Source organism: Micromonospora sp. Utrum1, assembly GCF_057197805.1.
The window spans coordinates 1,765,230-1,780,238 of the sequence record NZ_CM170071.1; the positions used below are offsets into that span (position 1 = coordinate 1,765,230).

Annotated in this window: 12 protein-coding genes; 7 read left to right on the forward strand and 5 right to left on the reverse strand. The window is 75.2% G+C overall.

The genetic code is table 11. The features are described 5' to 3' along the window. Nucleotides 1-37 precede the first annotated feature (37 nt). From AC0OLQ_RS08690 to AC0OLQ_RS08710, 5 genes are all read left to right on the forward strand, one after another. Entirely contained in the window at nt 38-1,402 is a 1,365-nt protein-coding gene (locus tag AC0OLQ_RS08690; protein ID WP_357338182.1) for a glutamine synthetase family protein, read from the forward strand. 102 nt (nt 1,403-1,504) lie between these two features. Further along, nucleotides 1,505-2,860, forward strand: coding sequence for an aldehyde dehydrogenase family protein (locus tag AC0OLQ_RS08695; protein WP_484530904.1), 1,356 nt, complete (start codon nt 1,505-1,507; stop codon nt 2,858-2,860). A 1-nt stretch (nt 2,861) separates the two neighbouring features. Further along, nucleotides 2,862-3,629, forward strand: coding sequence for a 3-oxoacyl-ACP reductase (locus AC0OLQ_RS08700; protein ID WP_091268577.1), 768 nt, complete (start codon nt 2,862-2,864; stop codon nt 3,627-3,629). Continuing rightward, nucleotides 3,626-4,378: a gamma-glutamyl-gamma-aminobutyrate hydrolase family protein gene (locus tag AC0OLQ_RS08705; protein ID WP_484530905.1), complete on the forward strand. Its 753-nt coding sequence runs from the start codon at nt 3,626-3,628 to the stop codon at nt 4,376-4,378. Before AC0OLQ_RS08700 ends, AC0OLQ_RS08705 begins: the two co-directional genes overlap by 4 nt. Before the next feature lie 124 nt (nt 4,379-4,502). Beyond that, the gene (locus AC0OLQ_RS08710; protein ID WP_484530906.1) at nt 4,503-8,165 is read left to right on the forward strand and encodes a SpoIIE family protein phosphatase; all 3,663 of its coding nucleotides are present in this window, start codon (nt 4,503-4,505) and stop codon (nt 8,163-8,165) included. A 15-nt stretch (nt 8,166-8,180) separates the two neighbouring features. Here the strand turns inward: AC0OLQ_RS08710 and AC0OLQ_RS08715 are convergent, their stop codons facing one another. Further along, nucleotides 8,181-8,495 carry an STAS domain-containing protein gene (locus tag AC0OLQ_RS08715; protein ID WP_484530907.1) on the reverse strand — a complete coding sequence of 105 codons (315 nt, stop codon included), beginning with the start codon at nt 8,493-8,495 and terminating at the stop codon, nt 8,181-8,183. Nucleotides 8,496-8,589: 94 nt separating this feature from the next. On the opposite strand from AC0OLQ_RS08715, the gene map reads away from it, so the two are divergent. Together map and AC0OLQ_RS08725 are read left to right on the forward strand one after the other, a co-directional pair. Next, nucleotides 8,590-9,447: a type I methionyl aminopeptidase gene (map, locus tag AC0OLQ_RS08720; RefSeq protein ID WP_484530908.1), complete on the forward strand. Its 858-nt coding sequence runs from the start codon at nt 8,590-8,592 to the stop codon at nt 9,445-9,447. Next, a complete protein-coding gene (locus AC0OLQ_RS08725) occupies nt 9,444-10,160 on the forward strand; it encodes a VIT1/CCC1 transporter family protein (RefSeq protein WP_484530909.1) in 717 nt (238 codons plus the stop codon). Before map ends, AC0OLQ_RS08725 begins: the two co-directional genes overlap by 4 nt. A 15-nt stretch (nt 10,161-10,175) precedes the next feature. Here the strand turns inward: AC0OLQ_RS08725 and AC0OLQ_RS08730 are convergent, their stop codons facing one another. From AC0OLQ_RS08730 to AC0OLQ_RS08745, 4 genes are all read right to left on the reverse strand, one after another. Next, nucleotides 10,176-10,913, reverse strand: a complete 738-nt coding sequence (locus tag AC0OLQ_RS08730) for a nucleotidyltransferase domain-containing protein (RefSeq protein WP_357338209.1) — start codon at nt 10,911-10,913, stop codon at nt 10,176-10,178. A 108-nt stretch (nt 10,914-11,021) separates the two neighbouring features. Beyond that, the gene (locus AC0OLQ_RS08735) at nt 11,022-11,501 is read right to left on the reverse strand and encodes a nitroreductase family deazaflavin-dependent oxidoreductase (RefSeq protein ID WP_484530910.1); all 480 of its coding nucleotides are present in this window, start codon (nt 11,499-11,501) and stop codon (nt 11,022-11,024) included. 68 nt (nt 11,502-11,569) lie between these two features. Continuing rightward, nucleotides 11,570-14,266, reverse strand: coding sequence for an FtsX-like permease family protein (locus AC0OLQ_RS08740; protein ID WP_484530911.1), 2,697 nt, complete (start codon nt 14,264-14,266; stop codon nt 11,570-11,572). After that, complete coding sequence (locus AC0OLQ_RS08745; protein WP_484530912.1) at nt 14,263-14,985, reverse strand: ABC transporter ATP-binding protein; 723 nt, start codon at nt 14,983-14,985, stop codon at nt 14,263-14,265. Before AC0OLQ_RS08745 ends, AC0OLQ_RS08740 begins: the two co-directional genes overlap by 4 nt. Nucleotides 14,986-15,009: the final 24 nt, after the last annotated feature.

Below are 15,009 nucleotides of genomic sequence, written 5' to 3' on the forward strand. Positions count from 1 at the left end.
GGTTCTGCCAGTAGACCTTGGTGATGGAGGCTCGCCGATGAGGAAAGCTCCGCTCACGCTCGAAGAACTGCGGGTCGCCATCCGGGGCGGCGAGATCGACACGGTGGTGCTCGCCCTGACCGACATGCAGGGCCGGTTGCAGGGCAAGCGGTTCCACGCGCCCTACTTCCTCGACGAGGTGGTCCGGCACGGGAGTGAGGGCTGCAACTACCTGCTCGCTGTCGACGTCGACATGAACACCGTCGACGGGTACGCCATGTCGAGCTGGGAACGCGGCTACGGCGACTTCGCCATGCGGCCCGACCTGGCCACCCTGCGCCGGGTGCCCTGGCAGCCGGGCACCGCGATGCTGCTGGCCGACCTGGAGTGGCTGGACGGCTCCGGCCCGGTGGTCGCCTCGCCCCGGCAGATCCTGCGCCGCCAGCTCGACCGGCTGGCCGCACACGGGCTGACCGCGTACGCCGGCACCGAGCTGGAGTTCGTGCTGTTCCGCGACTCGTACGAGGAGGCGTGGCGGCGCGGCTACCGCGAGCTGACCCCGGCGAACCAGTACAATGTGGACTATTCACTGCTCGGCACCGCCCGGGTGGAGCCGCTGCTGCGCCGGATCCGCACCGAGATGGCCGGCGCCGGGCTGACCCCGGAGAGCGCCAAGGGCGAGTGCAACCTCGGCCAGCACGAGATCGCCTTCCGCTACGACGAGGCGGTGGCCTGCGCCGACCACCACGTCATCTACAAGAACGGGGCGAAGGAGATCGCCGCCCAGGAGGGCATGTCGATCACCTTCATGGCCAAGCCGAACGCGCGGGAGGGCAACTCCTGCCACATCCACTTCTCGCTGCGCGGCGCCGACGGCCGCTCGGCCATGCTCGGCGACGGGCCGGCCCACCTGTCGCCCACCGGGCAGCGGGTGCTGGCCGGGCTGCTCGCCAGCATGCGCGAGTTCAGCATCCTGTTCGCCCCGAACGTCAACTCCTACAAGCGCTACCAGCCCGGCTCGTTCGCCCCGACCGCGCTGCGCTGGGGCACCGACAACCGCACCTGCGCGCTGCGGCTGGTCGGGCACGGTCAGGGGATGCGGGTGGAGAACCGGGTGCCCGGGGCGGACGTCAACCCGTACCTGGCGATCGCCGCGCTGGTGGCTGGCGCGGTGCACGGCATCGAGCGGGAGCTGGAGCTGGGCGAGGAGTGCGCCGGCAACGCGTACGACGACGGGGACGCCGAGCGGGTGCCCTCGACGCTGCGCGACGCCCTGACGCTCTGGGAGGGCTCGCCGCTGGCGAAGGAGGCGTTCGGCGCCGAGGTGGTCGCCCACTACGCCAACAACGCGCGCGTCGAGCTGACCGCCTTCGACGCCGCCGTGACGGACTGGGAGCTCATCCGTGGCTTCGAACGCCTCTGACCTCCGCGCGATCTTGCACTTTCGGCCCGCGGTCAGCGCCGATGAGCGGTTTTTGTCCGGGCAGCGACTGCAAGATCGGCGAGGAGAGGGAGGGCGGGGCGCGTGAGTGAGGTGCGGAACCCGGCTACGGGGGAGGTCGTGGCGAACGTCGCCGCGACCTCGCTCGCGGAGACGGACGCGGCGATCGGGCGGGCGGCGGCGGCCTTCGAGACGTGGCGGGCGGTGGGGCCGGGGGACCGGGCGCGGTTGTTGCGGCGGTTCGCCGCCGTGGTCGACGCGCACCGGGAGGAGCTGGCGCTGCTGGAGGTGCGCAACGCGGGCCACACCATCGGCAACGCGCGCTGGGAGGCCGGCAACGTCCGGGACGTGCTCGACTACTACGCGGGCGCGCCGGAGCGGCTGACCGGGCACCAGATCCCGGTGCCCGGCGGGCTCGACGTCACCTTCCACGAACCGCTCGGCGTGGTCGGCGTGATCGTGCCGTGGAACTTCCCGATGCCCATCGCCGGCTGGGGCTTCGCCCCCGCGCTCGCCGCCGGCAACACCGTGGTGCTCAAGCCCGCCGAGCTGACCCCGCTCACCGCGCTGCGCCTGGCCGAGCTGGCCCTCGACGCCGGCCTGCCCGAGGGCGTGTTCACCGTGCTGCCCGGCCAGGGCAGCGTGGTGGGCGAGCGGTTCGTCACCCACCCGGCGGTCCGCAAGGTCTGCTTCACCGGGTCGACCGAGGTGGGCACCCGGATCATGGCCGGCTGCGCCGCCCAGGTGAAGCGGGTGACGCTGGAGCTGGGCGGCAAGTCCGCCAACCTGGTCTTCGCCGACGCCGACCTGGCGAAGGCGGCGGCCACCGCCCCGGCCGCGGTCTTCGACAACGCCGGCCAGGACTGCTGCGCCCGCTCCCGGATCCTGGTCCAGCGACCGGCGTACGACCGCTTCCTGGAACTGCTCGAACCGGCCGTGCGCGCGTTCCGGGTGGAGGACCCGGCCGCCGAGAGCGCCGAGATGGGCCCGCTGATCTCCGCCGGGCACCGGGACCGGGTCGCCGGGTACGTCGACGGGGCGAAGGTGGCCTTCACCGGCGCCCGCCCCGACGGCGCCGGCTTCTGGTACGCCCCGACCGTGCTGCTCGCCGACTCCCCGGCCGACCGGCACTGGCGGGAGGAGATCTTCGGCCCGGTGGTCTCGGTGCTCCCGTTCGACGACGAGGCGGACGCGATTCGCCTGGCCAACGACACCGAGTACGGGCTCTCCGGCTCGATCTGGACCCGGGACGTGGGCCGCGCGGTACGGGTGGCCCGGGCGGTCGAGGCCGGCAACCTCAGCGTCAACTCGCACTCCTCGGTGCGCTACTGGACCCCGTTCGGCGGGATGAAGCGCTCCGGCCTCGGCCGGGAGCTGGGTCCGGACGCGCTGCACGCCTTCACCGACGTCAAGAACGTCTTCATCAGCACGGAGGAGTGAGATGCAGGGACGGCTTCAGGACCGGGTCGCCGTGGTGACCGGGGCGGGCAGCGGCATCGGCCTGGCCACCGTGCGGCGGTTCGCCGCCGAGGGGGCCCGGGTGGTCTGCGTGGACATCGACGCCGAGGCGGGCAAGCGGGCCGCCGACGAGGTGGCCGGCGAGTTCGTCGCCGCCGACGTGGCCGACGAGGCGGCGGTCCGGGACCTCTTCGACGGGGTGGCCGAGCGGCACGGCCGGGTGGACGTGGCCTTCAACAACGCGGGCATCTCGCCCCCCGACGACGACTCGATCCTGGAGACCGGGCTGGACGCCTGGGAGCGGGTGCTGCGGGTCAACACCACCAGCGTCTACCTCTGCTGCAAGTACGCCATCCCGCACATGCGGCGGCAGGGCAAGGGTTCGATCATCAACACCGCCTCGTTCGTGGCGCTGATGGGGGCGGCGACGTCGCAGATCGCGTACACGGCGAGCAAGGGCGGGGTGCTGGCGATGACCCGGGAGCTGGGCGTGCAGTTCGCCCGGGAGGGCATCCGGGTCAACGCGCTCTGCCCCGGCCCGGTCGCCACCCCGCTGCTGCTGGAGCTGTTCGCCAAGGACCCGGAACGGGCCGCCCGCCGCCTCGTCCACGTGCCGATGGGTCGGTTCGGCAACCCCGAGGAGATCGCCGCCGCGGTGGCGTTCCTGGCCAGCGACGACGCCTCGTTCATGACCGCCGCGCAGTTCGTGGTGGACGGCGGGATCACCGGCGCGTACGTGACCCCCCTATGAGCCGGCGGCCGGTGATCGGCATCACGTCGTACGTCGAGCCGGCCGGCTGGGCGGTGTGGCGGGACGTGCCGGCGGCGCTGGTGCCGCAGGCGTACGTCCGGGCCGTGACGGCGGCGGGTGGCCGGGCCGTGGTGCTGCCCCCGGACGACGCCGACGCCGACGTGCTGCGGGTGCTGGACGGGCTGCTGCTGGCCGGCGGCGCCGACGTCGGCCCGGAGCGGTACGGCCGGCCGCCCGACCCGCGCACCGAGAGCCGGCCGGACCGGGACGCGGGCGAGCTGGCGCTGCTGACCGCCGCGCTCGCCGCCGACCTGCCGGTGCTCGGCGTGTGCCGGGGCATGCAGCTGCTCGCGGTGGCCCACGGCGGCACGCTGCACCAGCACCTGCCCGACGTGGTCGGGCACGACGGCCACCGCCCCGCCCCCGGGGTGTACGGGTCGCACCCGGTCCGGTTCGCCGACGGCAGCCTGGCCGGGGCGGTGATGGCCGGGGTGGAGCGGGTCAACTCGTACCACCATCAGGGGGTGGCCGACCCGGGCGGCCTGGCGGTGACCGGCTGGGCCGACGACGGGGTGGTGGAGGCGCTGGAGGATCCGGCGCGGCGCTTCCTGCTCGGCGTGCAGTGGCACCCGGAGAACGACGCCGATCCCCGGCCGGTCGCCGCCCTGGTCCGCGCGGCGGCCGACACCGCTCCGGCCGGCCCCCGGCCCCGCCCGACTCGCCGCCGGCCGCCGGTTGCGTCAGGATGAGGCGTAGGTAACCAGCGTCCCACCGTCGGTATGCGTTACGTTGCTCCTCCGTCGGGGTAGTAGGCGGGGACGACCGGCGTGATCGCGCCGGTCGTCGTGGACATTGGCCCGAGCGGGAGGTTGCATGGGCTCGGCCCAGGGGGGCGGGGACGATCGTCATTCGTCCTCGGGGACCGGGGAGGCGAAACTCTCTCCACTGCTGACCGCGGCGTTCGCCGCCGGCGGCGAGATGGGCGAGCGGCTGCGCGGCTTCGACTGGTCCACCACCCCGCTCGGCGGCCCGGACATCTGGCCCCCGGCGCTCGCCCACGCGATCAGCACCATGCTCTCGTCCCGGGCGCAGATCGTCCTGTTCTGGGGCGAGGACTACCTGGCCTTCTACAACGACGCCTACCGGCCGACCATCGGCGACAAGCACCCGGCCGCGATCGGCCGGTCCGCCCGCGAGTACTGGGCGGAGACCTGGGACGTCCTCGGGCCACTGCTCGACGGGGTACGCCGCACGGGCGTGCCGTACCAGGCGGGGAACCACCCCTTCGTGCTGAACCGGCACGGCTTCCTGGAGGACGTCTACTTCGACATCTCGTACGACCCGATCCGGGACGCCGACGGCAGCGTCAGCGGCGTGTTCTGCTTCGTCAACGAGACCACCGGGCGGGTGGTCGGCGAGCGCCGGCTGCGGACCCTGGCCGAGCTGGGCACCGAGCTGGCCGACGTGCGGAGCACCCTGGAGCTGGGTCGTTCCGTGGCCCGGGTGCTCGACCGGCGCCGGGCCGACGTGCCGTTCAGCGCCATCTGGCTGCACGACGAGGACGGCGTCCCGGCGCTGGCCGGCTGCGCCGGGGTGGACCTGAGCACGGTCGCTGGCGGGCCACCGGCCCTCGGCGCCGGCGACACCCCGGACGCGGCCCGCTGGGTCGCCACCGCGGACCTGCCCGGGGCGGTGCCGCCGGACGCCGCCGACCGGGCGCTGCTGCTGCCGCTCACCGCCGTCAACGAGCCGGCCGGCGTGCTGCTGCTCGGGGTGGCCCGCCGGCTGCCCTTCACCGACGACTACCGCCACTTCGTCGACCTGGTCGCCGCCCAGGTCTCCCGGGCCGTCGGCAAGCAGCGGGCGTACGAGCAGGAGCAGGCCCGCGCCGCCGAGCTGGCCACGCTCGACCGCGCCAAGACCAACTTCTTCGCCAATGTCAGCCACGAGTTCCGCACCCCGCTCACCCTGGTGCTGGGGCCGCTGGAGGACCTGCTCGCCGACCGCGCCCTGCCCGATGCCTACCTCGACCGGCTCGCCGTGATGCACCGCAACGCGCTGCGGCTGCTCAAGCTGGTCAACACCGTGCTCGACTTCTCCCGGCTGGAGTCCGGCCGGCTGGCCGCCCGCTACCAGCCCACCGACCTGGCCGACTACACCTCCCGGCTGGCCAGCACCTTCCGCTCGGCCACCGAGCGGGTCGGGCTGCGCCTGGTGGTGGACTGCCCGCCGCTGCCCGCGCCGGTCTACGTCGACCGGGACATGTGGGAGAAGATCGTCCTCAACCTGGCGTCGAACGCGGTCAAGTTCACCTTCGACGGCGAGATCCGGGTCCGGGTCCGCGCCCGCGACGACGTCGCCGTGCTGGAGGTCGCCGACACCGGGGTCGGCATCGCGCCGCAGGAGCTGCCGCACGTCTTCGAGCGGTTCCACCGGGTGCCCGGAGCCCGAGCCCGCACCCACGAGGGCACCGGCATCGGTCTCGCCCTGGTCCGCGAGCTGGTCGAGATGCACGGCGGCACGGTCGAGGCGGACAGCGTCGTCGACCGGGGGACCACGTTCCGGGTCACCGTGCCGTTCGGGTACGCGCACCTGCCCGCCGACCGGGTGGCCGCGCTCGCCCCGACGCCACCCGGCGAGCCGGAGCAGGCCCGGCTCCACGTCGCCGAGACCGCGCTCTGGACCGACGAGGTGGCGCGGCCCGGCGGGCTGCCGGAGCTGGCCGGTGTGCCGGGCGGGGCGGGCCGGATCCTGGTCGCCGACGACAACGCCGACCTGCGCGAGCACGTCAGCCGGCTGCTCTCCCCGTCGTACGAGGTGGTCGCCGTGCCGGACGGCGTGGAGGCGCTGCGGCTGGCCGTCGACTCCCCGTTCGACCTGGTCCTGACCGACGTGATGATGCCCCGGCTGGACGGCTTCGGGCTGGTCACCGCGCTGCGCGCCAACCCGGTCACCCGACACCTGCCGATCGTGCTGCTCTCCGCCCGGGCGGGCGCGGCGGAGGAGGTCGCCGGGCTCTCGGTCGGCGCCGACGACTACCTCACCAAGCCCTTCTCCAGCCAGGAGCTGATCGCCCGGGTCCGGGCCAACGTCGAGCTGGGCCAGCTCCGCGGCCAGATCATCCGCCGGCTGCGGGCGCTCGCCGACGCCGCCGTGGCGATCAACACCGCCCGGTCCACCGCCGACGTGGTGCGGGTCGCCGCGCGGCACGCGCTCAGCCTGGCCGAGGCCGCCCGGGTGGTGGTCACCGCCACCGGCGCCCGTTACGAGGCGGACGGCGGCGGGGACGTGTCCGCCGAGCCGTCGGTGGTGCTGCCGCTGACCGGCACCACCGACGAGCAGCTCGGCGAGCTGCGGGTCTGGCGCCGGGAGGGCGGCGGCACCGAGCAGGCGGCGCTCACCGAGCTGGCCCGGCTGGTCGGCGTACGGCTGGAGAACGCGCAGCTCTACGAGGCCGAGCACCGGATCGCCACCACCCTCCAGCACAGCCTGCTGCCGCGTACCCTGCCGCAGCTCCCCGGCGCCGTCGTGGCCAGCCGCTACCTGCCGGGCAGCACCGACGTCGAGGTCGGCGGCGACTGGTACGACGTGATCGGGGCCGCCGACGACGAGCTGGTGCTGGTGATCGGTGACGTGGTGGGCAAAGGGGTGCGGGCGGCCGCCGCCATGGGCCAGCTCCGCAACGCGCTGCGGGCGTACGTGCTGGAGGGCTACGACCCGGGCGAGGCGCTGACCCGGCTCAACCGGCTGGTCGGCTCCACCGAGGGCGGCTCGTTCGCCACCGTGGTCTGCCTCCGTTTCTCCCCGCGCACCGGCCGGCTCCGGTACGCCAGCGCGGGCCATCCCTCGCCGCTGCTGATCCAGGGAGACGACGCCGTGTTCCTGCACGACCGGGCGCTCGGACCGCCGGTCGGGGCGATCCCCGGCACGACGTACCGGACCGTCGAGGGCGAGCTGGCCCCCGGCGGCCGGCTGCTGCTCTACACCGACGGGCTGATCGAGGACCGGCAGGCCGGCATCGACGCCGGGCTCGGCCAGCTCCGGGCGGACGCGACCACCCCGGGGGAGCACGTGGCCGACCTGGTCGACGCGGTGGTCGAGCGGGTCGCCGGGCGGACCCGGCACGACGACGTGGCGGTGCTCGCCCTGGAGGCGACCGAGCTGAACCGCTTCGCGCTGCGGCTGCCGGCCGACCCGACCCGGCTCAGCGTGCTGCGCAAGCGGCTGGAGGACTTCCTGGTCGCCCACCACGTCGGCGAGACCGACCTGTTCGACCTCACGGTGGCCATCTCCGAGGCCGCCGCCAACGCCATCGAGCACCCGGTCGCCCCGGCCGAGCCGATGATCGGCGTCGAGGTGACCATCGAGGGTCGCACGGTGATCGCCACGATCCGCGACAGCGGCCGGTGGCGGGAGTCCAGCGGGTCGAGCTTCCGGGGCCGCGGCCTGGCGCTGATCCAGGCGCTCGGCGAGATGAGCGTGACCCGCACGAACGACGGCACCGAGCTGGTGCTGCGCCGGCGGCTGGCGGACTGACGCCGCGGCGGCGGCTCAGGCCGGCGGCAGCCAGTCCTGCTCGCCCAGGCCGGAGATCTCCAGCACCCGGCGGACCTGCCGGGACGGCAGCACGGTGAGGGTGCCGGGGAAGCGCTGGGCCAGCCGGACCACCGCGTGGATCGCGGCCGAGTCGAAGAAGGTCACCGCCCGCAGGTCGAGCGTGACGTGCCGGACGGGCTCCCGGAGGACGGTCTGGTACATGGTGTCGGCGGTCGCCATGTCGACCTCGCCGGCCACCCGGACGCGCAGTTGATCACCGTCGAGCTCCGCGGTCGCGGAGAAGACGGGCGGTGCGCCCCCTTGATCCACGGAGCAACAATGGCACAGCGGTTGCGGCGCGGCAACAACCCGGGCGAGCGGGCCGTGGCGGGGGTCACCAGGGGTGCGGCGATAGGCTGTAATCATGACCGTCCGTGCGCCGCTGACCCCAGGCACGCTCTCCCCGTGGCGGGCGGTTCCCGCCCACATCCCGCGTCCCGAGTACGTGGGCAAGACGCGCCCCCAGGAGTGGCGCGGCTCGCACGTGCAGACGCCGGAGACCATCGAGAAGATGCGGATCGCCGGCCGGCTCGCCGCCCAGGCCACGCAGTTGGCCGGGGAGCACTGCAAGCCGGGGGTCACCACCGACGAGATCGACAAGGTGGTCCACGAGTTCCTCTGCGACCACGGCGCCTACCCGTCGACGCTGGGCTACAAGGGCTTCCCGAAGTCCTGCTGCACCAGCCTCAACGAGGTGATCTGCCACGGCATCCCGGACTCCACCGTGCTCCAGGACGGCGACATCATCAACGTCGATGTGACCGCGTACATCGGCGGGGTGCACGGCGACACCGACGCCACCTTCTGCGTGGGCGAGGTGAGCGAGGAGGCCCGCCTGCTGGTCGATCGGACCCACCAGGCCATGATGCGCGGGATCAAGGCGGTCGCCCCGGGCCGGCAGATCAACGTCATCGGTCGGGTCATCGAGTCGTACGCCAAGCGGTTCGGCTACGGCGTCGTGCGCGACTTCACCGGCCACGGCATCGGCGAGTCCTTCCACAGCGGCCTCTACGTGCCGCACTACGACAGCCCGCGCCCCACCGACGTGATGGAGCCCGGCATGACCTTCACCATCGAGCCGATGATCACCCTCGGCACCCACCAGTACGACATGTGGGACGACGGCTGGACCGTGGTCACCAAGGACCGCCGGTGGACGGCGCAGTTCGAGCACACCATCGTCGTGACCGACGACGGTTACGAGATCCTGACCCTGCCGTGACCGAGACCCCGGCGGCGCTGCGCGAGGCGCACCACGCGGACGTGTCCGGCGGCTGGCTGCGGCCGGCGGTGTTCGGGGCGATGGACGGGCTGGTCACCAACATCGCGCTGATCGCCGGCGTCGGCGGAGGCGGGGTCTCCCCGCACAGCGTCGTGCTCACCGGCGCGGCCGGGCTGGTGGCCGGCGCCATCTCGATGGGGCTGGGCGAATACACCAGCGTCCGCTCGGCGAACGAGCAGGTGGCCGCCGAGGTGGCCAAGGAGCGGCGCGAGCTGGAACGGCACCCCGAGGCGGAGGCCCGCGAGCTGGCCGACGCGTGGGTGGCCCGGGGGCTGCCCCGGGACCTGGCCACGCAGGTCGCCGAGGCCGTCCGGCGCAACCCGGAGGAGGCGCTGCGGATGCACGTCCGGGAGGAGCTGGGCGTCGACCCCGACGAACAGCCCAGCCCGTGGGCGGCGGCGATCTCGTCGTTCCTCTGCTTCTCGGTCGGCGCGCTGGTGCCGCTGATCACCTACCTGCTCGGCTTCACCAGCCTCGCGCTCGCGCTCGGCGTCGGCGGGGTGGGGCTCTTCGTGGCCGGCGCGATCGTGGCCCGGTTCACCAACCGCACCTGGTGGTCCAGCGGGCTGCGGCAGCTGGTGCTCGGCGCCCTCGCGGCCGGGGCCACCTACCTGGTCGGCGCCCTGATCGGCATCCAGGGCGGGATCGGCTGACGAGCCCGGCGGCCCTCAGCCGCCGAGCAGCTCGTCCACGGTGCCGTCGACCGGGCGGCCCCGGGCGGCCAGCTCCTCGGCCTGGCGGGCCAGCACCGTGCCCACCTCGGTCATGTCGGCCCCGGCCAGGCCGGTGCGCCGCACCGCGTCGCCCGGATCGCGGAAGTAGGTCCGGCTGAGCAGCCCCTGCACGGTCGCCGCGGCCAGCCGGGCCTCGCCGAGCATGAGCAACGCCGGGTCGGTCTCGTACCACTCGGCCAGCCGCAGCGCCCGGGCGTGCGCCGCGCTGCCCCGGTACCAGGCCTGCCGGGCCGCGGCGCTGAACTCGGCCGGCCGGGCCCGGGCCAGCCGGGCCAGGTGCTCGTCGCGGAGGGTGCGCAGCCAGCCCGTCGGGTCGTGCAGGGCGCGGGTGGTGACGTACCGGTCCGCGGTGAGCGGCCAGAGCGCGGTGATCGTGGTGGCCTGCCGCACGTAGTCGTCGGCCCCGGCCACGGTGAGGTCGACCAGCACGCCGTCCACCCGGCGTGTGGCCGGTGAGGGCCCGCCGCCCGGCCGGTAGGTGGCCACCAGCAGCCCGACCTCGCCGGTCCCGCCGCCGTCGTCGTCGCCGTGCGCGAGCGGGCCGTGCACCGCGACGGCGAGAATGTCCGCCGGGAACCGGCGCAGCGCCGCGTCGCCCACCCGCTCGGCGACCCGCCAGCGGGGATCGTCCAGGTACCGGTCGGTGTCCAGCTCGGCGCCGCTGGCGTCCACGGTCCACCTCCGTTCCGCGCGCGCCTCACCCGGCGGCGGCCCGGCACGCGTCGACCGACCTCCACCCTAGCCAGCCGGACCGGGCCCGCCGGCTCGCCGCGCCCGTGGTCAGGTGGCCGGCTCGCCCACCGGGACCAGCCGGAACACCCGGATCTCCCGGCCGCCGGCCCGCTCCACGTACGTGCGGTAGGCCGGCCACTCGTCGACCAGCCGGGCGAACAGCCACTCCCGCTCCGCGCCGTTGACCGGCTCGGCGCGCACCGGGACCCGGCGGCCCTTGATGTCGACCTCGGCGGCCGGCTGGGCGAGCAGGTTCAGCGACCAGGCGGGCTGGTGCTGCTGCCCCCAGTTCGAGCCGATCACCACGTAGGCGTCGCCGTCCGGCACGTAGAGAAGCGGGTTGCTGCGCGGCTTGCCGGAGCGGCGGCCGGTGGTGGTGAGGACCAGCGAGGGCACCAGCCCGAAGGCGACCACCCGCCCCTTCGTCAGCCGGCCGACCAGCCGGTCGGCGGGGACGAACAGACGCATGGTGGCGGCGAACCACTTCTGGTGACCGAGACGACGGGTGAGGGATCCCAGGGCGGACACCCGCCCAGTGTGCCGCCCCGCACCCCGCCGGCGACACCCCCCGACCGGTCCGACCGGATCGAGCGCCGTCAGTCCAGCCGGCGCTCCACCGGCAGCCGGGACCGGGTGAGCAGGGCCGCCCCGAGCATGGCCACCAGCGGCACCACCACCAGCACGGTCAGGGTCGACCCGGGCACCACCAGCGGGTACGGCGGCTCCACCGGCCAGGACTGCGCGTACCGCCGGTTGAGCGAGACCAGGATGATGGCCGCGGAGCCGAGACCGGCCAGGATGCCGAGCACCGAGCCGAGCACCGCGATCACCCCGGCCTGGCAGAGCGACAACAGCCGGCGTACCCGGGGGTCTGCGCCGACCGCCGCGAGGGTGGACAGGTCCCGGCGGCCCTCGGCGGCGGCGAGGCCGGTGGCCACCGCGGCCGAGCCCAGGGTGATCAGGCCGGCGGCACCGGCCAGCAGGAGCAGCAGCGGGCGCTGATCGGACGGCGGCCCGGCCGCCGACACCTGGACCGCCAGCGGGGCGACCCCGGACAGCTCGGTGGCCAGCCGGTCCCGCTGGCGGGCGGTGGGCGGCTCGACGGTGTCGACCAGGTAGCCCAGCGGCGCGGCGACGAGGCCGAGCGTGGTCGCCGCCGCCGGGGAGACCACCAGCCGGTCCACCGGGAGGCCGCCGCGCAGCACGTACCCGGGCAGCGTGCCGGCGGCCGCCAGGCCCTCCGAGCCGTGGCTGACCTCCACCCGCACCCGCCCGTCCACCAGTTGCCGGGGATCGGTGACCACCACCCCGCCCGCCTGGAGCGTCCGGCGGGCTGCGGCCACCTCCCCGGCCGGGGCGCCGGTGAGCGCGGGCAGCCCGGTCCCGTCGTCCACCAGCGTCGGCAGGTAGAGGTCGCTCGGTTCACGGAACGGCCGGACGCAGCGCGGGTCGGTCCGCGCCGCGGTGGGCACGGGGTCGATCGGATCGATCGGTTCGTAGGGGCAGAGCTGCTCGGGCGGGCGCATCGCGCTGGCGACGCAATAGTCCTCCGGGCCTGCGGGCCGGGCGCACTCCAGGGCGGCGAGCGGGACCACCGTGGCGGACGGCAGGACCGCCCGGACCCGCTCCGCCACCTCGCCGGCCGGAGGCAGCGCGCCGGTGGCCGGCCCGTCGGTGCGCTGGAGCAGCACGTTGCCCGGGGGCAGGCCGGGCTGCCAGGCCGCCCGCTGCCGGGCGTCGTCGCTGGCCACGTAGACGCCCAGCGCCACGCTGCCGGCGACCGCCGCCATCACCGCCGAGATGGCCGGCGCGGCCGACGAGCGGTTGCGGCTGGCGTCGCGCAACGCCAGCCGCGGCGCCAGCGGCAGCAGCCGGCCGGTCCGGGCCAGCAGCCCGATCAGCGTCGGGGTGCAGAAGACCAGCCCGAGCTCGCCCAGGACCAACCCGGCCAGCACGCCGGTCGGGGTGGTCCGGGTGGCGCCGTACGCGGCCAGGGCGGCGCCGGCCACGGTGAGCAGCGCCCCGAGCACCAGCCAGCGGCGGCGTGGCCGGGGCGGCTCCCGCCGGCCGGCCAGCCCGGCCACCACGTCCTGCCGGGCCGCCGCCCAGGCCGGGGCGAGCGCGGCCAGCACGCCGGCCAGCACCGCCACCGCCACGATCGCCAGGAGCGCCGAGGGGAAGAGCCGGTACGCCCCGGACCGCGCGCCCATCACGTACTGCTCGACCAGCGGCCGGCCGGCGAACGCGGCGCCGACGCCGAGCAGCAGGCCGACGGCGGCCCCGCCCGCGCCGAGCACCACCCCGTCGGCGAGCACGATCCGGCGCAGGTGCGCGGCGTCCCCGCCGGCGACCGCGACCAGGGCGAGGTCCCGCCGACGGCGGCGGACGCCGACCGCGAAGGCCGGGCCGACCAGCAGCACCACCTCCAGCAGGCCGAGCCCGCCGACCAGCACCGTGTTGCCGGCTTGCTCGGCGTCGGGCAGGTCCGGTCCGGTGGCCATCTCGTCCCGTCCGGGCAGCGGGGTCCGGGCGGCCACCAGGATGCCGCGGGCGTTCAACCGGTCGGCCAGCGCCGCGTCGACGGGCCCGGGCAGGTCCACGAGCCAGTTCTCGTCGGCTGCGGCGAGCGGACCGGGTGGGATCTCCGGCCGGAGCGCGACAACCTCCCGCAGGTTGTCCGGGAACTCCACCATCCCGACCACCCGGTAGGTCGTGCCGTCGACGGTCCGCACCGGCTCGTCCAGGCGCGCGTCCAGCCGGCGCAGCGCGGCCGGGCTCATCGCGATCTCGTCGGGGCGGGTCGGCCGCCGGCCCTCGCGCAGGGTCGCCAGCGGCCGGCTGAGCGGGTCGTTCAGGTCGACGGCGCGGGCGTCGAACGACTCGGTCTTCCCGTCGATCCGCACCTCGAACGGCACCCACCGGCGCAGCCGGGTGAGCCGGCTGCCGGCGGGCAGCAGCGCCCGCAGCTCGTCGGCCGTCACCGCGCGGCTCCGGGGCACCGGGTCGCCCTCGACCGGCCAGGAGCTCTCGCCCCAGGCGTCCTGGGCGATCGCGTTCAGGTCGATCCAGCGCAGCTCCGCGTCGGCCCCGCCCAGCTGCCGGTCCATCCGCTCGGCCCGGGTCAGCTCGGCCATGTCGTAGCTCACCGCGGCGAAGCTCAGCCCGAGCACCGGCAGCGCGATCATCACGAGCACCAGGGCGGTACGCCGACGGGCCCGGCGGGCCTCCCGCCGGGCGATCCGCAGCGCGGTCCGCCACGACCCGACCGTGGCGGCCAGCCGGCCCCGGCTCACCGACCGCTGCCGCTGAGCAGGTGCTCGACGCCGATCAGCGGGGCCGTCGAGTCGACCAGCACCCCGTCGCGGAGGAAGACCACCCGGTCCGCCCAGCCGGCGTGCCGCGCCTCATGGGTGACCAGCACCCCGGCCGCGCCCGCGTCCACCCGGCGGCGCAGCAGGTGCAGCACCGCCTCACCGGCCTGCGAGTCCAGCGCGCCGGTGGGCTCGTCGGCGAGGACCAGGCGGCGCTCGCCGACCAGGGCCCGGGCGATCGCCACCCGCTGCTGCTGGCCGCCGGACATCTGGTCGGGGAACCGGTCCGCCAGCCCGGCCACGTCCACCTCGGCGAGCGCGGCCAGGGCCAGCCGGCGGGCCGCCCGGACGCCGGCGCCGTCCAGTTCCAGGGGGAGCGCCACGTTCTCCGCGGCGGTGAGGCTGCCGAGCAGGTTCAAATCCTGGAAGACGTAGCCGATCCGGCGGCGGCGCAGCCGGGCCAGGTCGCGGGCCGGCAGGCCGCCGAGGGACTCCCCCTCGACCAGCACCTCGCCGCCGGTCGGCCGGTCCAGCCCGCCGGCCAGTGCGAGCAGGGTCGACTTGCCGGAGCCCGAGGGGCCCATCACGGCCACCAGTTCGCCCGCCGACACGGTGAGGCTCACCCCGCGCAGCGCGTGCACGGTCGCCTCCCCGGAGCCGTGGGTCCGGTGCACCGCCCGCAGTTCCAGCACTCCACTCATCGGGTCACCTCCCGCCGTGCCGGC